Origin of the sequence: Pseudomonas sp. DrBHI1 (assembly GCF_002205115.1) — a bacterium.
GTDB lineage: Bacteria > Pseudomonadota > Gammaproteobacteria > Pseudomonadales > Pseudomonadaceae > Aquipseudomonas > Aquipseudomonas mosselii.
In genome coordinates, this window is record NZ_NIBE01000057.1 from 222995 (window position 1) to 244824 (window position 21830).

General features: G+C 63.2%; 27 protein-coding genes and 1 pseudogene. 17 read left to right on the top strand and 11 right to left on the bottom strand.

Features of this window, described 5'->3' with window-relative positions; translation table 11 throughout:
• Positions 1 to 7 precede the first annotated feature (7 nt).
• Positions 8 to 313 (bottom strand): DUF6482 family protein, encoded by a 306-nt coding sequence (locus CC207_RS11570; protein ID WP_028689314.1) that lies wholly within the window; start codon positions 311 to 313, stop codon positions 8 to 10.
• On the bottom strand, positions 310 to 846 hold the full coding sequence (locus tag CC207_RS11575; RefSeq protein ID WP_088852127.1) for a DUF3833 domain-containing protein: 537 nt from the start codon (positions 844 to 846) through the stop codon (positions 310 to 312). The genes CC207_RS11570 and CC207_RS11575 overlap by 4 nt, the downstream gene beginning before the upstream one ends.
• 694 nt (positions 847 to 1540) lie before the next feature.
• Between CC207_RS11575 and CC207_RS11585 the strand changes: the two genes are divergently transcribed.
• Together CC207_RS11585 and CC207_RS27560 are read left to right on the top strand one after the other, a co-directional pair.
• Complete coding sequence (locus CC207_RS11585; RefSeq protein WP_088852128.1) at positions 1541 to 2032, top strand: DUF1543 domain-containing protein; 492 nt, start codon at positions 1541 to 1543, stop codon at positions 2030 to 2032.
• 5 nt (positions 2033 to 2037) lie between these two features.
• Positions 2038 to 2124, top strand: a pseudogene (locus CC207_RS27560) (cytochrome c5 family protein); the annotation flags it as partial.
• Between the two features lie 280 nt (positions 2125 to 2404).
• Here CC207_RS27560 and CC207_RS11600 read toward each other — a convergent pair.
• From CC207_RS11600 to CC207_RS27000, 4 genes are all read right to left on the bottom strand, one after another.
• Complete coding sequence (locus CC207_RS11600) at positions 2405 to 2914, bottom strand: flavin reductase family protein (RefSeq protein ID WP_088852129.1); 510 nt, start codon at positions 2912 to 2914, stop codon at positions 2405 to 2407.
• Positions 2915 to 3001: 87 nt separating this feature from the next.
• On the bottom strand, positions 3002 to 4030 hold the full coding sequence (locus tag CC207_RS11605; RefSeq protein WP_088852130.1) for a methionine synthase: 1029 nt from the start codon (positions 4028 to 4030) through the stop codon (positions 3002 to 3004).
• Positions 4031 to 4057: 27 nt separating this feature from the next.
• Positions 4058 to 5041 carry a DUF1852 domain-containing protein gene (locus CC207_RS11610; RefSeq protein WP_028689308.1) on the bottom strand — a complete coding sequence of 328 codons (984 nt, stop codon included), beginning with the start codon at positions 5039 to 5041 and terminating at the stop codon, positions 4058 to 4060.
• A gap of 157 nt (positions 5042 to 5198) precedes the next feature.
• On the bottom strand, positions 5199 to 5366 hold the full coding sequence (locus CC207_RS27000; RefSeq protein WP_155952661.1) for a hypothetical protein: 168 nt from the start codon (positions 5364 to 5366) through the stop codon (positions 5199 to 5201).
• Position 5367: 1 nt separating this feature from the next.
• On the opposite strand from CC207_RS27000, the gene chrA reads away from it, so the two are divergent.
• A complete protein-coding gene (gene chrA / locus CC207_RS11615; RefSeq protein ID WP_028689307.1) occupies positions 5368 to 6738 on the top strand; it encodes a chromate efflux transporter in 1371 nt (456 codons plus the stop codon).
• Positions 6739 to 6811: 73 nt separating this feature from the next.
• Here the strand turns inward: chrA and CC207_RS11620 are convergent, their stop codons facing one another.
• On the bottom strand, positions 6812 to 8713 hold the full coding sequence (locus tag CC207_RS11620) for a potassium transporter Kup (RefSeq protein ID WP_178080966.1): 1902 nt from the start codon (positions 8711 to 8713) through the stop codon (positions 6812 to 6814).
• Positions 8714 to 9054: 341 nt separating this feature from the next.
• Between CC207_RS11620 and CC207_RS11625 the strand changes: the two genes are divergently transcribed.
• The 4 genes from CC207_RS11625 to CC207_RS11640 all read left to right on the top strand — a co-directional run bounded on the left by CC207_RS11625 (position 9055) and on the right by CC207_RS11640 (position 11937).
• The gene (locus CC207_RS11625; RefSeq protein ID WP_371916446.1) at positions 9055 to 9543 is read left to right on the top strand and encodes a DUF3455 domain-containing protein; all 489 of its coding nucleotides are present in this window, start codon (positions 9055 to 9057) and stop codon (positions 9541 to 9543) included.
• 100 nt (positions 9544 to 9643) lie between these two features.
• Positions 9644 to 10174, top strand: coding sequence for a sigma-70 family RNA polymerase sigma factor (locus CC207_RS11630; protein ID WP_028689304.1), 531 nt, complete (start codon positions 9644 to 9646; stop codon positions 10172 to 10174).
• Complete coding sequence (locus CC207_RS11635) at positions 10171 to 10866, top strand: anti-sigma factor domain-containing protein (protein ID WP_028689303.1); 696 nt, start codon at positions 10171 to 10173, stop codon at positions 10864 to 10866. The genes CC207_RS11630 and CC207_RS11635 overlap by 4 nt, the downstream gene beginning before the upstream one ends.
• Positions 10867 to 11007: 141 nt before the next feature.
• Positions 11008 to 11937, top strand: coding sequence for a malate dehydrogenase (locus CC207_RS11640; protein WP_028689302.1), 930 nt, complete (start codon positions 11008 to 11010; stop codon positions 11935 to 11937).
• 7 nt (positions 11938 to 11944) lie between these two features.
• Here CC207_RS11640 and CC207_RS11645 read toward each other — a convergent pair whose 3' ends face one another.
• Positions 11945 to 12832, bottom strand: a complete 888-nt coding sequence (locus CC207_RS11645) for a MerR family transcriptional regulator (RefSeq protein ID WP_256582067.1) — start codon at positions 12830 to 12832, stop codon at positions 11945 to 11947.
• A gap of 153 nt (positions 12833 to 12985) precedes the next feature.
• Between CC207_RS11645 and CC207_RS11650 the strand changes: the two genes are divergently transcribed.
• From CC207_RS11650 to CC207_RS11695, 10 genes are all read left to right on the top strand, one after another.
• Complete coding sequence (locus CC207_RS11650) at positions 12986 to 13432, top strand: PAS sensor domain-containing protein (RefSeq protein WP_028689300.1); 447 nt, start codon at positions 12986 to 12988, stop codon at positions 13430 to 13432.
• 105 nt (positions 13433 to 13537) lie between these two features.
• Positions 13538 to 13960 carry a nuclear transport factor 2 family protein gene (locus tag CC207_RS11655; RefSeq protein WP_088852132.1) on the top strand — a complete coding sequence of 141 codons (423 nt, stop codon included), beginning with the start codon at positions 13538 to 13540 and terminating at the stop codon, positions 13958 to 13960.
• Entirely contained in the window at positions 13957 to 14709 is a 753-nt protein-coding gene (locus CC207_RS11660) for an SDR family oxidoreductase (protein ID WP_062364420.1), read from the top strand. The genes CC207_RS11655 and CC207_RS11660 overlap by 4 nt, the downstream gene beginning before the upstream one ends.
• 6 nt (positions 14710 to 14715) lie before the next feature.
• Complete coding sequence (locus CC207_RS11665; protein WP_088852133.1) at positions 14716 to 15963, top strand: NAD(P)/FAD-dependent oxidoreductase; 1248 nt, start codon at positions 14716 to 14718, stop codon at positions 15961 to 15963.
• Positions 15960 to 16763: a DUF1365 domain-containing protein gene (locus CC207_RS11670; RefSeq protein WP_088852134.1), complete on the top strand. Its 804-nt coding sequence runs from the start codon at positions 15960 to 15962 to the stop codon at positions 16761 to 16763. Before CC207_RS11665 ends, CC207_RS11670 begins: the two co-directional genes overlap by 4 nt.
• Positions 16744 to 18003 carry a cyclopropane-fatty-acyl-phospholipid synthase family protein gene (locus CC207_RS11675; RefSeq protein ID WP_088852135.1) on the top strand — a complete coding sequence of 420 codons (1260 nt, stop codon included), beginning with the start codon at positions 16744 to 16746 and terminating at the stop codon, positions 18001 to 18003. Before CC207_RS11670 ends, CC207_RS11675 begins: the two co-directional genes overlap by 20 nt.
• 3 nt (positions 18004 to 18006) lie before the next feature.
• On the top strand, positions 18007 to 18495 hold the full coding sequence (locus CC207_RS11680; protein WP_088852136.1) for a DUF2878 domain-containing protein: 489 nt from the start codon (positions 18007 to 18009) through the stop codon (positions 18493 to 18495).
• A 121-nt stretch (positions 18496 to 18616) separates the two neighbouring features.
• A complete protein-coding gene (locus tag CC207_RS11685; RefSeq protein ID WP_088852137.1) occupies positions 18617 to 19042 on the top strand; it encodes a GNAT family N-acetyltransferase in 426 nt (141 codons plus the stop codon).
• A 70-nt stretch (positions 19043 to 19112) separates the two neighbouring features.
• A complete protein-coding gene (locus CC207_RS11690) occupies positions 19113 to 19346 on the top strand; it encodes a hypothetical protein (protein ID WP_088852138.1) in 234 nt (77 codons plus the stop codon).
• A 105-nt stretch (positions 19347 to 19451) separates the two neighbouring features.
• Positions 19452 to 19859, top strand: coding sequence for an ACT domain-containing protein (locus tag CC207_RS11695; protein ID WP_028689293.1), 408 nt, complete (start codon positions 19452 to 19454; stop codon positions 19857 to 19859).
• 52 nt (positions 19860 to 19911) lie between these two features.
• Here the strand turns inward: CC207_RS11695 and CC207_RS11700 are convergent, their stop codons facing one another.
• The 3 genes from CC207_RS11700 to CC207_RS11710 are packed head-to-tail and all read right to left on the bottom strand — an operon-like array spanning position 19912 to position 21682.
• Positions 19912 to 20484, bottom strand: a complete 573-nt coding sequence (locus CC207_RS11700; RefSeq protein ID WP_081791531.1) for a hypothetical protein — start codon at positions 20482 to 20484, stop codon at positions 19912 to 19914.
• On the bottom strand, positions 20481 to 21005 hold the full coding sequence (locus CC207_RS11705) for a hypothetical protein (protein WP_062364433.1): 525 nt from the start codon (positions 21003 to 21005) through the stop codon (positions 20481 to 20483). The genes CC207_RS11700 and CC207_RS11705 overlap by 4 nt, the downstream gene beginning before the upstream one ends.
• Positions 21002 to 21682, bottom strand: coding sequence for a hypothetical protein (locus tag CC207_RS11710; RefSeq protein ID WP_069017788.1), 681 nt, complete (start codon positions 21680 to 21682; stop codon positions 21002 to 21004). Before CC207_RS11710 ends, CC207_RS11705 begins: the two co-directional genes overlap by 4 nt.
• Positions 21683 to 21830 lie beyond the last annotated feature (148 nt).

The following is a 21830-nucleotide window of genomic DNA, read 5'->3' on the forward strand; positions in this document are numbered from 1 at the left end:
GTTCAGGCTACCACTGGCTGGTGAGCGTGACCGGTACGCGAAGCGGCGCAATGGGGCCGTCACGTTGCCCGCACATCTCATCATGCACCACCTGCTGTACCAGCATGCAAGGCACGGGTGGCAGGTCGGCCAACAGCTGCCGCAGCTCGGTAGTGGAACGCACGCGAACGGGCTGCCCATGGGCATCGCTCAATGTCACGGGGCCGGCGTCGGTCAAGGCGCGCAGAAGGTAGAAGCCGCCCTCCAGCGACAGCAGTTCAAGCTCCTTTGCTGCGCCGGTCGAGACCAGCTGGGTAAGCGCTATCAGGTTCATTGTGTGCCCTCTGGCTGGCGGCGGAAAAACAGGGTGATCTGGCCGATTTCGACGCCCAGCTTGCTCATGCTTGAACGGTTGATCAGGGTGTCGTCATCCATGAGGTACATCCAGTCGTCCAGGTCTACCTGCCAGTGCCGCCCGTCAACTGGCAGGTCCAGCTGGTAACGCCATCGCAACGCGTTACCCGCCACTTCACCGTGCGCCTCGCCGATCACATCTCCTGCTGTTCCGCGCCAGCGACCAGGGCCGTCTGGCACCAGTGTCCAGGTACGCTGCTGGCGCGTGCCATCGCTATAGAGAAAATGTTCGTCGAGGATCAGTCGCTCACCTTCGCGGCGGCTGTCGATACGCACATGGAAGCGCTTGACCACTTCCCCGGAACGCTTCTGGAACATCCCCCAGGCCTGCACCGGCCGCGAGAAGAATGCAGCCAGGTCGAGTTTCGGTTGCTCCTGGGCATAGTGCTCGACAACGACATTGCGGCAGCTGCCCAGAAGCACGCAGGAAACCAGCAACAGTACTTTGTACATGTTCATGTTCCTCAGTCGTTGCTAGCCAGCCCAAGCAGGCGCAGTTGCGGGCCCCTGGAGCGTGGGTCTAGCCAGATGGAGAAGAAACTCACCACTCCCGAGCCGTTGCGCACCAGGCAGCTCGGCCCTCCAGCTCGCGCCCGCCGAGAAGATAACCAGTAACAGACAAAGGCAAGTCCAACGAGTACGGTGCGCCATAATGACCTCGATCGCACGCAAATACTGTACAACAATAGCACCTTGTACATTTATTCGTTGCAACCGTATAGATTTTGATGGACAGCGCCAGACTTCGATCAGGTCACTAGCAATATCGCCAAGTCCGCACTATCGACAGGCACGAAAGCCAAGGTCAGCAACGCATAGGCCTTACGCAAACCTGCTGCAAACACACAAAGCGTGATTATGAGCACGTCAAAGGCGCCCCAAGGTGCCCAGGCGAAACGCCGAACGGCGAGCTGGTCGCACACGCAACGGTTCGGCCGCTGTTTGTTAAAACTGCTGCATAGCTGGGATTGACAACGCCGGCTGGCCAGGCCGCTGCTACGCGAAAGCCTGCTCGTTGCCATGAGCATCGGTGGCCTGGCGACGTCTGCACAGGGTGTTCAGGCAACCGTTACGCTGATTGCGTGCTTGGCGAACAGCGTTGTAGTGTTCACACCACAGCGCTTTTTGCTGCCCTGAAGGATTGATCATGCTCTACATCGTCATGCTCGGCGGTCGTCACCCTCGAGCCCACATCGAAGTCCACGATGTGGTCTTCGCCCAGGCCGATACGCTGGAACAGCTCTATCCGCAATTGCGCGAAGCCTGGTTCGGCAGCGCCGAAGGCCTGCACATCGACTCCTGGCTGGAAGTTGCCGGTGTCGATGGTTATCGCGTCGAACTGAGCCAGGTGGCTCCGGGCCCCGACACCATGCGCCTGTTCTTCCTGAACCTGGGCGGCTATGAACGGCAGGTATTCGGTGAAGCGCATCGCTACCTGCTGGTGGCGGCCACCGACAAGGCCGAGGCCAAGCGCCTGGGCAAGCAACGCATGGCATCTGATTGGCTCAAGCCGCATACCGACGCTGTGCTCGACGTCGACGATTGCCTGCCGGTCGATCTGGTGGCGGGACGCTATGTGCATCTGGTCAAGGGCGAGCATGGAGGTATCCGCCAGTTCAGTGACTACATCCTGCTCTGAAGACCGGCTTCACCGCCATGCCGGCGCGAGGCCTGTGCATGGACTGCACCGCCGAGGACTACCAGGCAGTGATCGACTACATGTCCAAGTGATGCGGCCAGCAAGCTGCGCAACAGCCAGGTGGAAGGCTGCCTGCTCAATACGTGATCAGTCTGCACGGGCCCTCCTCGTCCGATGAACCTGTCCAATCCACGGGTGACGAAGAAGGCGCGACAAAATTCACCCCGCCGCCCCCTGATACGCGCCAATCAACTGTCTGCCCAGGGCACTGACCAGCGCATCGTCGGTGCCATCCATGAAGTGGGTGGCGTGGGCATGCCGGTAAATCCCAGAGCGTGGCTGGACCTCGGCCGTGCTGGCCATTGCCAAGGCTCAGGCCGGGCTGAGCTCGGCGAGGTTGCAATACTGCCCCTTGAAGTACAGCAATGGCTGGGCAGCCGCCGCTTCCTGCAAGTTCAGCGCTTTCACCTCGCCAATCACGATCAGATGGTCACCGGCGGCGTGTTCGGCGTGAATCTCGCAATCGAGCCAATGCAGGCTGCCTGCGATGATTGGGTTGCCCAGCGGCGAGGCCTGCCAGTCGACGCCCTGCCACTTGTCCGTGCCGCGCCGTGAGAACTGGTTGGAAATCCCGACCTGCTCACCCGACAGGATATTGACCGCGAAGCGGCCGGCTTTGCGAATCCCGGGGTAGCTGGCCGAATTGGACATGACGCTGAATGACACCAGCGGCGGGTTCATCGACACGCTGTAGAACGACTGGCAGGTAAAGCCGAGCGGCTCGCCATCACAGTGCGAGGTGATCACCGTGATGCCGGAGGCGTAGTGCCCGAGCGCTTCGCGAAAGCGCAGAGGCTCGATGGCAGTACTGAAGAGCGACATAGTAGATCCTGGATATGGAGTGCGACCCGTCAGCAATGGGAAAGGGCCGAAGCTGCGCGCCCCGCCCCTTCCACCTCGCGCTCAGCCTTACTTCGCGAGCTCTCGTCGCACGATCTCTGCACCTGCGCTCAAGGCATTCAACTTGCCGCGTGCCACGGCACGCGGCAACGGCGCCATGCCGCAGTTGGTGCACGGGTAGAGCTTGTCGGCATCCACGAACTGAAGCGCTTTACGCAGGGTATTGGCCACTTCCTCCGGGGTTTCGATGGCGTGGTTGGCCACGTCGATGGCTCCAACCATCACCTTCTTGCCGCGGATCAGATCGATCAGCTCCATCGGAACGTGGGAGTTGTGGCACTCCAGCGAGACGATATCGATCTTGGATTTCTGCAGTTTGGGGAACGCCTCCTCATACTGGCGCCACTCCGAACCCAGGGTCTTCTTCCAGTCGGTATTGGCCTTGATGCCATAGCCATAGCAGATGTGCACGGCCGTTTCGCACTTGAGGCCTTCGATGGCCCGCTCCAGGGTGGCAACGCCCCAGTCGTTCACCTCGTCGAAGAACACGTTGAAGGCCGGTTCGTCGAACTGGATGATGTCAACGCCGGCAGCCTCAAGCTCGCGGGCTTCCTCGTTGAGGATCTTGGCGAATTCCCAGGCCAGCTTTTCGCGGCTTTTATAGTGCGCGTCATACAGCGTATCGATCATCGTCATGGGGCCTGGCAGCGCCCATTTGATCGGCTGCGAGGTTTGCTGACGCAGGAACTTGGCATCTTCGACGAACACCGGCTTACGGCGCGCAACGGCACCCACTACGGTCGGCACGCTGGCATCGTAGCGATCACGAATACGCACGGTTTCGCGCTTCTCGAAATCAACGCCGTCGAGGTGTTCGATGAAGGTGGTGACGAAGTGCTGGCGAGTTTGCTCACCGTCGCTGACGATGTCGATACCGGCATGTTGCTGTTCTTGCAGCGACAGACGCAACGCATCCTGCTTGCCCTCGATCAGCGCCTCGTCTTGCAGCTTCCAGGGCGACCAGAGGGTTTCCGGCTGTGCCAGCCAGGACGGTTTGGGCAGGCTGCCGGCAGTCGAAGTGGGGAGTAGTTTTTTCATGACCCAAGGCCTTGTGTATTCGATCGATCAAACAGCGTAATGAGCGGACCATTGCTGCAGCACAGCGTGGTACGGCTTGATAAATTGTTCTTCGGCAAACTTGCCTTGCTCTATGGCCAGACGGCTGCGCTCTTCGCGGTCGTAGACAATTCGAGTCAACGAGTAGTCCTGGTGCTTCAGGCTGGGCTGATAGGACTTGCCTGCCGCCGAGTTCGCGTTGTAGATCTCGGGGCGGTAGATCTTCTGGAAGGTGTCCATCGTGCTGATGGTGCTGATCAGTTCCAGGTTGGTGTAATCACCCAGCAAGTCGCCGGCAAAATAGAACGCCAACGGCGCGACGCTGTTCGGCGGCATGAAGTAGCGCACCTTCAGGCCCATCTTGGCGAAGTACTCATCGGTCAATGAGTACTCATCCTGCTGGTATTCATAACCCAGGACCGGGTGCTGATTTTCAGTGCGATGGTAGGTCTTGCTGCTCGAAACGCTCAGGCAGATGACCGGCAGTTTGTTGAAATGCTCCCTGAAAGTGCTCGAGTTCACGAAGCACTTGAACAGTTTCCCGTGCAGTTCGCCAAATGCCTGCGGCGTGCTGAAGCCGGACTGCCCCTTGTTGTGGTCCAGCAACAGCACGCTGAAGTCATAGTCCCGCACGTACGAGGAGAAATTGTTCCCGACAATGCCTTCGATGCGCTCGTGGGTCTTGTGATCGACAATGCTGGTTTTCAGGATTTCAATCAACGGCAAGGCATCGCCCGTCTGTTCATCCGCGATCTTCATCTCGACGGAAACGATATCGAGCTCTACCGAATAACGGTCACCCTTGGGGTTGTCCCAATGCGCCAGGGCATTGAAGCGATTGTCGATCATCGCCAGCGTGTTACGCAGGTTTTGCTGACGGCTCTCGCCCCTGGCCAGGTTGGCAAAGTTGGTGGTGATGCGCGTGTTGTCCGCAGGTCGATAGTCTTCGTCGAAACGAATACTACTAATCGCGAAGGTAAATTCTTTATTCATTGTGACCCGGTACCCTCATTCCCGAAGTAGATCCTGAAAAGTCTTCCGGCTTGCCCGGCTTCGAAGGAAAAATTCAATGGGGGGATTGTCAGCAGATGAACACCTTGAGGAAAGCTCATTTATTTTAAGCTGATCTTTAGTTTTCCTCATAATCGTTCTAAGACACCTGCTCACGATCGACGCTGCCCGCGCTGGAATGCGGCCTCTGAAAACGCGTATGCTCGCGGGCTTGAGAGAAAATGTCGGCGATGACGATCAACTGAAAACGGTAGCCGAGGACATTTTCGATGGCCTGCTGGCGGCGTTCGCAAGTGAGGAAGCTCAAAATGGTTGATACTCCCTCCGCTGTGAGCACACAGCCACCTTCGCAAGACACCCGGCAGCCGGTCAGTTTGTATGAAGCCTTCCTGTTCTGGCTCAAGTTGGGATTCATCAGTTTCGGCGGGCCCGCCGGGCAGATCTCGATCATGCATCAGGAGCTGGTCGAGCGCCGGCGCTGGATCAGCGAGAAGCGGTTCTTGCATGCGCTGAATTACTGCATGTTGTTGCCCGGCCCTGAGGCTCAGCAGTTGGCCACCTACATCGGCTGGCTCATGCACCGCTCCTGGGGCGGGGTGATTGCCGGCGCGTTGTTCGTATTGCCTTCACTGTTCATCCTGATCGGTCTGTCCTGGGTCTATATCGCCTTCGGTGAGGTCCCGGTAGTGGCAGGGATCTTCTATGGCATCAAGCCGGCGGTCACGGCAATCGTCGTCCACGCAGCCCACCGGATCGGTTCGCGCGCGTTGAAGCATGGCTGGTTATGGGCCATGGCCGGCGCCTCGTTCGTTGCCATCTTCGCCCTCAACGTGCCGTTCCCGCTGATCGTGCTGGTGGCCGCGATCATCGGTTATGTGGGAGGCCGCCTTGCCCCAGCCCAGTTCGTGATCGGTGGCGGTCACGGAACCGCAAAGCATAACCATGGCCCGGCACTGATCGATGACGACACCCCGGCTCCCACGCACGCCCGATTCGGTTGGGGGCACCTGTTGCGCCTGCTTGTGGTCGGTGCCGCACTCTGGGTCCTGCCCATGGGGCTGCTGACGCTGTCGTTTGGCTGGGGCGCAACCCTGCCACAGATGGGCTGGTTCTTCACCAAGGCCGCACTGCTGACCTTTGGTGGTGCCTACGCGGTGCTGCCCTATGTCTACCAGGGCGCTGTCGGACACTACGGCTGGCTGACGCCGACCCAGATGATCGATGGCCTCGCCTTGGGAGAAACGACGCCGGGACCACTGATCATGGTGGTCGCCTTTGTCGGTTTCGTTGGGGGCTACGTGCATCCCATGTTCGGTACCGAGCACCCGTTTCTCGCCGGTGCGGTCGCGGCGAGCCTGGTCACCTGGTTCACGTTCCTGCCATCATTCCTCTTCATCCTCGCCGGTGGCCCGTTGGTGGAGTCGACGCACAACGAGATGAAGTTCACCGCACCGCTGACCGGCATCACCGCGGCGGTCGTGGGCGTGATCCTGAACCTGGCCCTGTTCTTTGGCTACCACGTGCTTTGGCCAAAGGGTTTCAGTGGGGCATTCGACTGGCCCTCAGCGGTGATCGCGTTTGCTGCGGCAGTCGCCTTGTTCCGCTTCAAGCGGGGGGTGATTCAGGTGCTGTTTGCCTGCGCCGTGGCCGGGCTGGCTGTTCATCTGCTGCGGGCTTGATTCATGCTATTGCTCGGGAGGAAGCGCTCGCCCCTCGCAGTCATCGCGGACCACCGCCCCCTTGAGCCCCCCTTCACATCTCGACCTGGGTCCCCAGCTCGATCACCCTGTTCAGCGGCAGCTTGAAATACCGCAAGTTGCTGTTGGCGTTCTTCAACAAGAAGGCGAACAAGTGCTCGCGCCACTTGGCCATGCCGATCCGCTTGGTCGGCACCACGGTTTCCCGGCTCAGGAAGTAGGTGGTGCGCATGGGGCTGAAGTCCAGCTCGGCCGTGCTGCTATGGCTGAGCGCCAGGGGCACGTCAGGCTCCTCCATGAAGCCGAAGTGCAGGTTGACCCTGAAGAAGCCCTGGCCGAAGGCCTCGACCTCGAAGCGCTTGTCCTGCGTCACCCGCGGCGAATCCTCCGACACCACCGTCAGCAGCACCACCTGCTCGTGCAGCACCTGGTTGTGCAGCAGGTTGTGCAACAGCGCGTGAGGCACCGCATCGGAGCGGGCGGTGAGGAACACCGCCGTGCCCTGCACGCGATGAGGCGGCTGCGCCTGCACGCTGGCGATGAACAAGGGCAGCGGCAAGGCGGTTTCATCCAGGCGTTCGACGATGATGCTGCGCCCACGCTTCCAGGTGGTCATCAGCACGAACAGCGCCAGGCCGGCGATCACCGGGAAGGCGCCGCCCTGCAGGATCTTCGGCGCGTTGGCGGCGAAGTACAGGCCGTCCACCAGCAGGAAGCCCAGCAGCAAGGGAATGGCCAGCCAGCGCGGGGCCTTCCATAGCAACAGCACCACCGCCGAGGCCAGCAGCGTGGTAATCAGAATGGTGCCGGTCACCGCGACGCCATAGGCCGCAGCCAGGGCGCTGGACGACTCGAAACCGACCACCAGCAACACCACGCCGACCATCAGCGCCCAGTTGACCATGCCAATATAGATCTGGCCCTGCTCTTCGCTGGAGGTGTGCTGGATGAACATGCGCGGCACATAGCCCAGCTGGATGGCCTGGCGGGTCAGCGAGAAAGCGCCGGAGATCACCGCCTGTGAGGCAATGATGGTGGCCAGGGTGGCCAGCGCGACCATCGGCAGCAGCCCCCACTCCGGGGCCAGCAGGTAGAACGGGTTGCGCACCGCCGCCGGGTTGTCGAGGATCAGCGCGCCCTGGCCGAAATAGTTCAGCACCAGACCCGGCAACACCAGCATGAACCAGGCGCGGGAAATCGGCTTGCGGCCGAAGTGTCCCATGTCGGCGTAGAGCGCCTCGGCACCGGTCAAGGCCAGCACCACGGCGCCCAGGATCGCCACGCCGATGCCCGGATGAGCCACGAAGAAGTGCGCCGCCCAGGACGGGTTCAGCGCCTGCAGCACCTCGGGCCGCTGCACGATGCCATGGATGCCGAGCGCCCCCAGCACCACGAACCACAGCACCATCACCGGCCCGAACAGTATGCCGATGCGCGCCGTGCCGTGCTTCTGGATGATGAACAGCCCGACCAGGACCACCACCGCCAGGGGCACTACCCAGTGCTCGATGCCATCGATGCCCAGTTGCAGGCCTTCCACCGCCGACAGCACGGAGATCGCCGGGGTGATCATGCTGTCGCCGTAGAACAGCGCTGCGCCGAACAGCCCCAGCAGCACCAGCACCTTGCTCAGCCGCGGATAAGGACGTGCCGCCCGCCTGGCCAGCGCGGTCAGCGCCATGATCCCGCCCTCGCCCTGGTTGCTGGCGCGCAGGATGAACAGGACGTATTTCACCGACACCACCCAGATCAGCGACCAGAACACCAGCGACAGGATGCCCAGCACTCCCTCGAGGTTGGCCTGCACGCCGAAATGGCCGGAGAACACCTCCTTGAGTGTGTACAGGGGACTGGTGCCGATGTCGCCATAGACGACCCCGACGGCGGCGACCAGCAGGCCGACGCCTGTGCTCTTGTTGGCGTGGGACGGGTTTTCAACGATTGCGGATTGGCTCACAGGTAACGTCTCGTCAGTATTGCGTAAACACTGAATGCGGGCAGGCAGGCGGGGGACAGAAAAAGCCGCGCCAGTATCTTCTCAACCTGCAAAGGCCGGCATAAAGAAAGCGTAAAAAAACGCCATTGCCCGATGAGCGCTCGACCTCGGAGGAAGAGCGCTGGCCACCATGCGCGCTGTCGGCCAAGGCTCTTTTTTTCATCTGAGTGCATCCAAATCGCGTGCTGGTGGGTACTCACCTCAGGGCAACACCTGAATGCCCTGCCATGTCCCCACCAGGAGATCGCTCGATGAACATCGCACACGTTTCGTTCCTGCCCGCCTGCGGCCTCGCCCTAGCCATGCTCATGCTGCTGCCGACCGCCCACGCCCAGACCGGGGTCCCCGATGCCGTCAAGGTGCCGGACGGCCACAAGGTAGCGCTGGAAACCGTCGGTGTCGGCGAGATCACCTACGAATGCCGCGACAAGCCCGATGCCCCTGGCCAAACCGAATGGACCTTCGTCGGCCCGAAGGCCGTGCTCAAGGACCGGACCGGCAAGGCCGTGGGCGACTACTTCGGCCCGCCCGCCACCTGGCAGGCCAAGGACGGCTCGAAGATCACCGGCACGCAGCTGGCCATTGCCCCGGCGGCCAAGGGTGACCTGCCGTACCAGCTGGTCAAGGCCAATCCCGCCGAGGGCAAGGGCGCCATGAGCGGCGTCAGCTTCGTCCAGCGCCTGGCCACCCGTGGCGGTGTCGCCCCGCAGACCGCCTGCACGGCGCAGAACAAGGGCGAGAAGCAGATCGTCAAGTACCAGGCCGACTACATCTTCTGGGCCGCCAACTGAGGGCCTGTGCGCAAGGCGCGCCAGCACCCTTGAGCTACGCTCATCGACAGTCCCCGGCCGACCGGCCGGGGCTCCCGATAGCATGAGGATCGGCCCGACCTTGAACCTGCCCACGACGCCATTCGACTACGAGCGCTGTCTCCAGGCCTGTGCCAGGGGCGATCGCGGCGCCCTGCAGGCGCTTTACGACCAGGAGGGTGCCCGGCTGCTCGGCGTGGCCCGGCGCATCGCCCGCGACCACGCCACCGCCGAGGACATCGTCCATGACGCCTTCATCCGCATCTGGACCCGCGCGGACAGCTTCGATCCGGCACGTGGCTCGGCGCGTGGCTGGGTGTACAGCCTGACCCGGCACCTGGCCTTGAACTTCGTGCGCGATACCCGCCGTGAGGTCGTGCTCGACGATGCCGATATCGCGCCTTATCACGAAGACATGATCATGCAAGCCGATTCGCCGAGGATTGACCGCTGCCTCGACCAGCTCGACACCGCGCCGCGCCGCTGCATCCTGCATGCCTACGTCGACGGCTGCAGCCATGCCGAGATCGCCCGCTTGCTCGACACCCCGCTGGGCACGGTCAAGTCGTGGATAAAACGCAGCCTCAAGGCGCTGCGGGAGTGCATGGGATGAACAACGAGCCGGGTAGCAAAAGCACCGATGATCTCGAGCAACTGGCCGGCGAGTATGTGCTGGGCACGTTGTCGGCCGAGCAGCAGGATAGCGTGCTCAGGCGCCTGGATAGCGACCGTGCACTGCGTGACGCCGTGGACGCCTGGGAGCAGCGGCTGCTGGGGTTGAACGCGCTGGCCGCGCCCCTGCCGCCCAGTCCCAGACTGTGGCAACGGATCAACCGTAGCCTGGGCGACTGCCCTGCCCAGCCCACATGGTGGCGACGCCTGGGGCTGTGGCAAGGGCTGGCCGCTGCCAGCCTTGCAGCCAGCTTGTTGCTGGGTGTTGCACTGCTGACGGTTCAGTCGCCTGCCACCACCTATATGGTCGTGCTGGTGGCACCCGCCACCCAGGCACCTGGCTGGGTAGTCCAGGCCCGTGGCCCTGACAAGGTCCAGTTGATTCCCTTGGGCAAGTCCGAGGTCCCCGGAGATAAGGTCCTGCAGTTCTGGACCAAGGGTGAACAATGGCCAGCACCCATCTCGCTCGGGCTGATCAAGCCCGGGGAGCAGGTCACCGTGCCGCTGGAGCGCCTGCCTGCGGTTGAGCCCAACCAGTTGTTCGAGCTGACCCTGGAGAATGTGGGTGGCTCTGCCAGCGGACTTCCGACCGGGCCTGTGCAGTTCATCGGACGGGCGGTCAAAGTGCTCTGAGGGGCAGGCCTTTCAAGGTGATGGGAATTGGCGTCCAGCTGGCTGGCAGTGACTAATGTGTAGCCCTTTACCAAGGGCGGTCAATACTTCCCTGTACAGGCGAGCGTGTCACTGATGACGCAAGCCGCGAGGAGGTGCGAGATGAACAAACTATCAATCGTGGGTGCCGGTATCGTCGGTGAGGCAGCGGCCCAGGTCATCGCCCGGGAAGCCCTCTGCCGTGAACTGGCGCTGATCGACGTCCAGGGCGAGCTGGCGCAGGGCAAGGCGCTGGATGTCTGGCAGGCGGCGGTGGAGTCAGGCTCTGATACCAAGGTGCACGGCGGGTCGGATGCCCGGTTGCTGCAGGGTTGCGACCTGGTGGTGATCACCGCCGGCGTACCGCGCAAGCCTGGCCAGTCGCGCCAGGATGTCCTGGCCACCAACCTGCCGATACTCGATGGCATCATGCGCGATGTGAAACAGCATGCGCCGAGCGCGACGGTGCTGGTGGTGTCGAACCCGGTCGACGTGCTTACCTATCGGGCCTGGAGCCTCAGTGGCCTGAGCCGCAACAAGGTGTTCGGCCAGGCTGGGGTGCTGGATACCGCGCGCATGAAGTGTTTCATTGCCGAGCAGACCGGGTTTTCGGCACGGGATATCACGGCGCTGGTCCTGGGCGGGCACGGCGACAGCATGGTACCGTTGATGCGCTATTGCACGGTCGGTGCGGTGCCGCTGGCGCACTTGCTGTCCAGTGAGCAGATCGAGCAGATCGTTGAGCGTACCCGCAAAGGTGGCGGCGAGATCCTTGCCCTGAAGAAGGTCGGCAGCGCCTGCGATGCGCCGGGCGTGGCGATTGCGCAAATGGTGGATGCGATTGCCAACGGGCGCAGCCGCATCCTGCCGGCGGTCGCGATTCTAGAGGGCGAGTACGGGCGCACGGATATTGCCATGGGGGTTCCCTGCGTGCTCTCGGACGCAGGTATCACGCAGGTGATCGAACTGCCGCTGGATGCGCAGGAGCAGGCGATGTTCGACCGTTCTGCGGATCAAGTGGCGCGGGATATTGCGCAGATGAAAGCGCTGTAGGGAGCCGTTACAGGTCCAGGGCGCCCCTGAGCAGAGCATCGAGCACGCCGGGCGCCTGCGGATCGCGCTCATCCAGCAGACACATCGGAATCCCCTGCAACACCTCCTGCGAAGCGCCCAACCCCTCCCCCACCAAGGCCAGCGGGCAAGGGATCTCCATCTGCAACGAACGCAGCCGTTTCGCCAAGGCCGCGCTTACCGGCCCCTGCACCGCGACCACCAGCACCGCGGGCTGGATTGCTCCGCACACCAACGCCAGCTCCTCAAGCGGCTGGCCACACCCCAGCACTTCAATGCGTTGCCTTCGATCGCTCAGCAGCAGGCCGGCACACAGCAACTGCAGGTCAGCCAGGCCCTCGGCGCCGGCCAGCAGCACCCGTGGCGCATCGGCCTGGTTCATATGCAGGCGCAGTAGCAGCCGGGCGCGCAGGAAGGTGTCCAGGAACAGCCACTGGCTGCGCTCGCCGAAAGACTCGCCCTCGGCCAGCTCACGCCACACCGGCATGAACACCTCATGCATCACCGTGGCCTTGGGTAGCAGCGTGAACAGCTGCCCATGAATGCCTTCCAGCGCCTGCGCGTCGAATGCCTTGGTTGCCCGAACAACGGCCAGGCGCCAATCGTGAAAGGCATCGTCCTGCGTGGGGGGCGCTTCGGGCTGGCCGGCGAGCAGCCCGCCGACCTTGCTGATGGGCACGCCGTTGCCGGTCCAGCGCAGGATGTCGCGAATGCGCTGGACATCCCGGGCCGTGTAGAGCCGGTGGCCGCCTTCGGTGCGCTGTGGGCTGATCAGGCCATGGCGGCGCTCCCAGGCCCGCAATGTCACGGGGTTGATGCCGGTCAGGCTGACCACGTCGCGCATGGGCAGCAAGTCGAAGGAAGGGGTGTCGGTCATGGCCAGGGTTCAAATGGATGTGAGCACATTCTAAACCCATGGGCACCTGTTGCGGCGAGCCTGCTTGGGTCATCATGGTCGGCAAACGCGCCCGAGGCTCTCGCACGGTAGCTACGCTGCGCATTTGCATCCACGTTCCGACAGGTGAGCACCATGATCAACGCGAAACTCCTGCAACTGATGGTCGAACAGTCCAACGATGGCATCGTCGTCGCCGAGCAGGAGGGCAACGACAGCATTCTCATCTATGTCAACCCGGCGTTTGAACGGCTCACCGGCTATACCACGGACGATATCCTCTACCAGGACTGCCGGTTTCTCCAGGGCGCCGACCATGACCAGCCGAGCGTCGCCGCCATCGCGCAGGCGATCCGCGCCGGTCGCCCATGCCGCCAGGTGCTGCGCAACTACCGCAAGGATGGCAGCCCGTTCTGGAACGAGCTGTCGATCACCCCGGTACGCAATGAAGCCGACCAGTTGACCTACTACATCGGTATCCAGCGCGATGTCACCGCCCAGGTGGCCGCCGAGGAGAAAGTACGTGAACTGGAGGCGGAGGTTGCGCGCCTGCGCCAGGCGCTGGAGGCGACGGGACGCTGATTGAAAAAGCTGTACAAGATAGTTGTATTTGTACAATTTTAGTCCTAGGCTTCAGTCATACCTGTACAACTTGTCATCGTTGTACAGGATTGCCCGGAGCCGCGTATGTCAGACTACCTGCTGCAGTTCGCCCATCACTTTGCCCGCTTGCAGGCAGGCAATCTTGATTCGCTGGAAAACCTGTACAGCGAAGACATCCGCTTTCGCGACCCGCTGCACCAGATCGATGGCCTGCCGGCACTGCAGGCGTACTTCGCCCAGCTCTACGCCAACGTCCACGATATCCGCTATGCCTTCACCGGCGCCGACGAGGTCCGGCCCGGACAGGGCTACCTGCGCTGGACCCTGCACTTTAGACATCCGCGCCTCGCCAGTGGCCGTCCCATCAGTCTGCAAGGCTGCAGCCACCTGCAATGGCAGCAGCGGGTACAGGTTCACCAGGATTACTTCGACGCTGGCGCGCTGCTGTATGAACATGTCCCGGTCATGGGCGGCGCCATTCGCTGGCTCAAGGGCCGGCTGGCATGAGCCGCTACTGGCTGACCGGCGCCAGCAGTGGCATCGGCGCCGCACTGGCTGTGCAATTGCTGGAACAGGGGCACCGGGTGGCCTTGGGAGGCCGCTGCGCCGAACGCCTGGCGCCCCTGGTCGCACGCTTTCCCGAGCAGGCACTGGTGGCTCTTGGCGACATCGAAGACGGTGAACGGCTGGCATTGATCGCCGACGAACTGCAGCAGACCTGGGGCGCGCTGGACGGGGTCATCCTCAACGCCGGGACCTGCGAATATCTGGAGCCAGGTCGATTCGACCCTGACCTGGTCGAACGTGTGATGCGCATCAACCTGCTGGGCCTGTGCCATTGCCTGGCCGCCGCCCTGCCCTTGCTGCGCCGTGGCGAACGCCCGCATGTGGTGGTGATGGGCAGCTCGGTGGCCTGGCTAGCCCTGCCCCGAGCCGGTGCCTATGGCGCGTCCAAGGCCGCCGTGCGTTACCTGGTCGAATCGCTGCGTATCGACCTGGCCAACGAAGGCATCGATGTCACCCTGATCAGCCCCGGCTTCGTCGACACGCCTCTGACCCGGCGTAACGACTTCCCCATGCCCCAGCGCTGGACGGCGCAACGCGCCGCCCGCCATATCGCCCGGCGCCTGCCCGGGCGGCCACTGGAAATCAACTTCCCCGCTGCGTTCACCCTGGCCCTGCGCCTGCTCGGCGCGCTGCCGCCGCGTTGGCGCCTGGCGCTGGGTCGACGCCTGGCAAGACGGCCACAGGAATAGCCCAACATGCGTATCGCGATCATAGGCAGCGGCATCGCCGGCCTGACCTGCGCCCACCTGCTGTCGCGCCGCCACGAAGTCACGGTGTTCGAGGCTGACGACTGGATCGGTGGCCACACCCATACCGTCGAAGTGCCCTGGCACGGCGAGCGCCATGCGGTGGATACCGGTTTCATCGTGTTCAACGACTGGACCTACCCGAACTTCATCCGCCTGCTCGACCAGCTCGGCGTTGCCTCGCGACCGACCCAGATGAGCTTCTCGGTGCATGACCCGAGCAGTGGCCTCGAATACAACGGCCACGACCTCGACACCCTGTTCGCGCAACGGCGCAACCTGGTGTCGCCGGGGTTCTGGGGCATGCTGCGCGACATCCTGCGTTTCAACCGCCAGGCCCTGGCCGACCTGGACCGCGGGCGAATAGACCCTTCCACCACCTTGGGCGGCTATCTCCAGGCACAGGGCTATGGCCGGCGCTTCGTCGAGCACTACATCGTGCCGATGGGCTCGGCGATCTGGTCGATGTCACGGGCGGACATGCTCGGTTTTCCCTTGCAGTTCTTCGTGCGCTTTTGCCGCAACCATGGACTGCTGTCGGTGAACCGACGTCCGCAGTGGCGGGTCGTCGAAGGTGGTTCGCACAGCTATGTCGCACCGCTGTGCCGGCCGTTCGCCGAGCGCATCCGCCTGGCGTGCAAGGTCGACCGGGTGAGCCGCGACGAAGGCGGTGTCACCCTGTTCAGCAAGGCCGGTAGCGAGCGCTTCGACAACGTGGTGTTCGCCTGCCACAGCGACCAGGCCCTGGCCTTGCTGGAGGCGCCCAGCGCCCAGGAGCGCGCGGTGCTCGGGGCCATCACCTACGCCAGCAACGACGTGCTGCTGCACACCGACACCCGCCTGCTGCCGCGCCGGCGCAAGGCCTGGGCCAGCTGGAACTACCGCCTGGGCGGCCCCGAACAGGCTCCGGCAGCGCTGACCTACAACATGAACATACTGCAGGGCATCCAGGCCCCGGTGACCTTCTGTGTCAGCCTCAACCAGACCGCTCAGGTAGACCCGACGCAGATCATCGCCCGTTACCAGTACGCCCACCCCCAGTACAGCCTCGCCGCCACCGCCGCACAGGCCCGCCAGGCCGAACTGCAGGGCCAGCGCCACAGCTACTACTGCGGCGCCTACTGGGGCAACGGCTTTCACGAGGACGGCGTGGTGAGTGCGCTCAAGGTCGCCGAACACTTCGGAGAGCAACTGTGAACAGCAGCCTGTGCCCGGGCTGGGTCAGCCATCGGCGCCTGGGGCCCCGCCCGCATGCCTTCCGCTACCGGATCGGTATGTTCTACCTGGACCTTGACGAGCAGGCCTGGCTGCTGGGCCTGTCGCGCTGGATAGGCCACGGGCGATTGGCCCCGTTGAGCTGGCGCGAGACCGACTACCTGCCGGCGCTGACCGGCACCGGCGAGCCGCTGGCCCAGGCCGCCCGCCGGGTGGTCGGCCAAGCCACCGGCCAGATTCCCGAGGGCCCGGTGCGTCTGCTGACCCAACTGCGCAGTTGGGGACTGTCGTTCAACCCGGTGAGCCTGTACTTCTGCCATGACCGTAACGAACAACTGGCGGCGATCCTGCTGGAAGTGCGCAATACGCCATGGCGCGAGCGCTTCCACTATGTACTGCCGGTGCGGGACGGTCTAGACCAGCCATTCGTCATGGCCAAGGCCTTCCACGTCTCGCCCTTCCTGCCAATGGCCATGGACTACCACCTGCGTTTCCATCTGGATGCGCAACGGATTCACGTACACATGGAGAACTGGCGAGACGGTCAGAAAGTCTTCGAAGCCGACCTCGCCGTGCGGCGCCAGCCGCTGGGCCGCGCCGCGCTGCACCGATACCTGCTGTCCTTCCCCTGGATGAGCCTGCGCACCGTCTCGGCCATCTATTGGCAAGCCCTGCGCCTGTTGCTCAAGCGCATCCCCATTCACGACCACACCGCCAGCCAGGGCGCCCTGGCGCTTGGCTACCGCTGCGAGGAGCCCGATCATGTCGAACCCCACCCTTAGCGTCAGCAAATCCGCAGGCCTCACCCCCCTGTTGGGTGGGCTGGCCCGCAGCGCGGTGCTGGCGCAACTGGGCAAGCTGCGCCACGGCCACCTGCGACTGCGCGAGCGGGGACAGCAATGGAGCTTCGGCGACGCCGGCAGCCCGTTGCTGGCCGAAGTGGAGATCCTTGAAGGCGCGGCCTGGAACCTGGTGGCCGGCAACGGTTCGATCGGTGCCGGCGAAGCCTACATCCACGGCTACTGGCACAGCCCGGACCTGGCGGCCGTGACCCGCCTGTTCGTGGCCAACCTGGAGGTGCTGGACGCCCTGGAAGGTGGCCTGGCACGGCTGGGACGCCCCCTGCTGCGCCTGCTGCATCGCCTGAACCGCAACACCCGGCGCGGCGCCAAACGCAATATCCTGGCCCACTACGACCTGGGCAACGTCCTGTTCGAACACCTGCTCGACCCGACCATGATGTACTCGGCGGCCCGCTTCGAACACCCCGAGCAACCCCTGGAGCACGCCCAGTTGAACAAGCTGGAGCAGATCTGCCGCAAGCTCGAACTGGGTGCGCAGGATCACCTGCTGGAGATCGGCAGCGGCTGGGGCAGCCTGGCGATCCACGCCGCGACCCGACACGGTTGCCGGGTCACCACCACGACGCTCTCCGAAGCCCAGTATGCGTTCACCCTCCAGCGCGTCCAGGCATTGGGGCTGGAACACCGTGTAACGGTGTTGCGCCAGGACTATCGCGACCTGCAGGGAACTTTCGACAAACTGGTCTCGATCGAGATGATCGAAGCCGTTGGCCACCGTTTCCTGCCCGTGTACTTTCGCCAGTGCGCCGCGCTGCTCAAACCTGACGGGCTGATGCTCCTGCAGGCCATCACCATCCGCGACCAGCGCTATGCCCAGGCCCGGCGCTCGGTGGACTTCATCCAGCGCTACATCTTCCCCGGCGGCGCCCTGCCGTCGCTGAGCGTGCTGCTCGACACCGCCAGCCGCCAGACAGGGCTGAACCTCGTGCACCTGGAGGACTTCGGCCTGGACTATGTACGCACCCTGCGTCATTGGCGCGACAACCTGCGCCAGGCACGTGGTGAGCTGGCGGCGCTCGGCTACGACGACATGTTCCAGCGACTGTGGGAGTACTACTTGTGCTACTGCCAGGGCGGATTCGAGGAACGCGCCATCGGCGTCGCCCAGTTGCTGTGGGCCGGCCCCCTGGCTCGGCGCGCCCCGTTGCCTGGGCACTGACCCATGCGCCGTGGCTGGCTGATCGCCAATGCCCTGTGGCTTCAGGCCGGCTGGTGGCTGTGCGTGCTCGGGGCGCGATGGCCCTGGTTGTTGCTGGTGCTGCCGCCGGTCATGGTGGCGCATGTATTCCTGTGCCGGGATCGCGCTGGCGAATCCCGGGCGCTACTGCGCGTAACGCTGGCCGGTTGCCTGCTGGATAGCCTGCTCGGCGCGCTTGGCGTGTTCGCTTTCGACAGCCGTCCTCTACCCATGTGGCTGGCGATGCTGTGGCTGGTGCTGGCCAGCGGCCTGCGCCACAGCCTGGCCTGGGCCGGCTGGCCGTTCTGGCGCGGGGCGCTGTTCGGCGCGTTGGGCGGACCACTGGCCTACCTGGCCGGCGCCCGGCTGGCGCAGGTCGACCTGCCGTTGGGCACCGTCACCACCGCCCTGCTGCTGGCGCCGATCTGGGCGCTGCTGTTGCCCTCGCTGGTACGCCTGGCAACGTGGCGCTGAGCGGCCACAGGACCATGAACCATTTACCCGTCCATTGCGGTAGAGTGTCAGCCGGTACTCCATCCGCAACAGGATGGATACCAAGGTTTATTCCCCAACGTCGTGACCTAAAGGACTAGCAATGGCGATTCGAATAGACATGATGGTCGGGCCAGGAGAAGAAGAACGCGCAGCCATCCTCAAGCCCTTGCGGGCTCACAACACTTCCCGTGCAGGCGATCCTAAGCCGGAGAGCATCGCTCTGCTGGTGCGTGACGAGGTTACCGACGAGATCATCGGCGGGCTTCATGGGGAGATTTTTTATCGCTGGTTCTTTATCGAATTGCTCGCCATACCTGAACAGACCAGAGGTCAAGGCACTGGCTCACGCCTGATCCGCATGGCGGAGGATGTCGCGCGTGAGAGGGGCTGTGTCGGCCTCTGGCTCGACACGTTCGATTTCCAGGCCCCTGAGTTCTACAAGCGACATGGGTTCACCGAGTTCGGGCATCTCGACGATTTCCCTCCAGGCCACAAGCGTTTTTTCCTTCGCAAACACATCGATTGAAGAAGTCTGCGCCCTATGTTTCCCCCATTCTATTGACGACGGCATGGGCCATTGATAGTCAGGCAAGACAATGTCCTTCAACTCCCACAGAAGAAAACTGCTGGATGAAAACCAGCCCTTCTCGCATCGTGCCTCGCACGCGCGTTCATGCGCCCTGCTGGTGGCGCAGAAGTTCGACATGAAGCGCGATGATCTTATCCAGCAGCTGGAGCGCGAAACCGGCATCGACCTGCACAAGCCGCAGTCATCCGCTGAACTGCGGGCCGCCCTGGAGGCACTGGAAAAATTACGCCTGGGTCGATAAACACCCGGCTCATCGATTGTCCTAATGCCCTGCGTGCAATGCTAATTTCAATCGTCCCCGGTGAACGCTCTAGACTGCCGGCTCACCACCCCAGGAGCCCACACGATGCATGGCGAAACCTCGATTGAAAAACTCCTCCAGTCCATGAAACCCGTACTCAATGACGGTGAGTATGTCTTTGCCACGGTCACCGACGCCTCACAACTACAAGACCTGAACATTGTCGGCAGCTTCAGGGAGCACGAAGGCTGGACGGTCATCCTGGAGCGAAAGGTCGCGGACGCGATGCAACTGCCCTACACCTACGTGTGCGCCTGGATCACCCTGACCGTCCACTCCTCCCTCGAAGCCGTTGGCCTGACCGCCGCGTTCGCCACCGCGCTGGGCAAGGCCGGCATCAGTTGCAACGTGGTGGCGGCCTATTACCATGACCACATCTTTGTCGGTGTGGATGAGGCCCAGAGCGCCATGGCCGTATTGAGGGCACTTTCAAGCAGCGCCAACCAAGCCTGAGCGATTGGCGCTGCCAGAACCAACGCGGTGCCCCGTTCCAACCAGGGCAGATTCACTCTGCGCCGGACAGCCCTAACCCAGCGCTCACCGCCTCCTGCCCCTCGTCACCGACATGGGGAATCAGCGCGCTGGCCTCCAGGTCCGACATCAGCTCGGTGAGCATCTGCCGCTGGTTCTCGGTGATCGGCGGCGGCACGTACCAGGCGGCCACGCTCAGGCCCTCGCGCTTGTAGCTGAAGGTGCGCAGCAGTTGACCATCCTTGTAGACCTGGCCGGTGAGGTTGTGCACATAGCTGTAGGGCATCGGGAAGGTCAGCAACGTCAACGCGTTGAGCGCGACCAGCACCCCTGCCCCTTTGCCCGGTGGCTGAGTGATGACCAGGCCATAGCCTTTGCGGGGCAACCCATGGTCGACGAAGGAAAACGCACCGGACGACCTGACCGCCGCGGTCAGCTCGTTGCGCTCCTGGATGTCGAAGCGCGTGTAACCGTCCGGCATCACCACCAGGCTCATCGGCACATAGGGTTTTTCAGCGTGGTAGCCCAGCGGCTTCATCGATGGGTTGCAACCGCCCAGCGCCAGCAGCCCCGCAGCGGCCAGCCCCAACGTGCACAGGCGATTCATCGCTGCGCCTGCGGCGCATTGCCCGCCAGGCTCGCGGCCTGCATGTCACGGGCGAAGGCGCGGGCGACGCGGCGGATGTTTTCCTGGCGCTCGGGAATACCGAGATCGAGCAGCCAAGCGTACTTGGCCATGTAGTTTTCATAGTGGTAGCGATTTAGCACCTTGCCATCACGCATCACGGTGAAGTCGGCCTTGGTGTCCATGTCGCTCTGCAACGGCAGCAGGAACAAGGTGGCGGCACTGAGGAACAGCAACGGCATGGGCGCGACCTTGCGCTGGGCATCCAGCTTGACCATCACCTGAGTCTGCCCTTCTGGGGCGCTGCCGCTTTCGACGCTGCTGAATACTCCGCTTTCTCGCAGGTAGTTGCGCAATTCGTAACTGTGCTCGAGCGAATCGACCATCACCGTGATCGGCGGCAGGTAATCCAGGCCGTCCCTGATCTGCGGGTCGGGGAGGGTCTGGGTGCCGGCGCAGCCGCCCAGCAGCAGACCTGCGGTGAGAAGCAGGGACTTTTTCATTGCTTGGACTCCTGGTTGCCTGGCTTATCATCCGCCGAGCCGGCCACGGGCAGCGTCGTCACGAAAGGAAACGCCGGCGCCAGGTTCAGATTCAACGCCTGCAAGGTCGGCAAACCAGGATTCTGACGCCGCGCAATCACTTCATCCCTTGGCTGCTGGTCGCCATGGAAGAACATGCAGGCCGAAGTTCCAAGGCAGCGCGAGCGGAACTCGCCGATGTAATACGCCTTGCCCGCCTCCAGGTGCATGGGCACCAGGAATTGCTCCCGCGCCTGGAGGGTGCTGTAGGCGCCGTTGAAGCCCGTCCAGAAGAACTGGAAATCGTAGAATTCGTAGTCGCCGGGCTTGAGCGGCATGACGAAGACGCTGGCCTCGCCAGGGAGCGCGTTCTTGTCGTTGCCGCGTACCTCTTCGATGTCCTTCGGGGTATGTTCCACCTCGGCATGGCCCCACCAGGCCGCCGCGCCGTATTGCGAGCCGCGCTTGCGCAACAGGATCCGCTGGTTGGTGTAGGCACTGTCGCGACCTAGCGGACCGATACTGCCGACCAGGTACGCGACCGGATCGCCTGCGGCCGGTAGCAGGGGCGCAGTGACGAGGACCGGAGACTTGGCGGCGCAGCCCGTCAACAGGGCAAGGGGTAACAGACGTGCGAATGCACGGAGAAATCCAGGCATGAAAAGTCCTTGAAGGGGATCGCGTTCCATCGGTTGCCGACGGTAGGTCGAGGGGTGACTGCTGCCGGCTGTGGGGGCGCGATGATATAGCGCAGCGGGTCATCAGGCGAGTGGCAGTTATAGCTATTTGCCACACCGCGATCCAAGG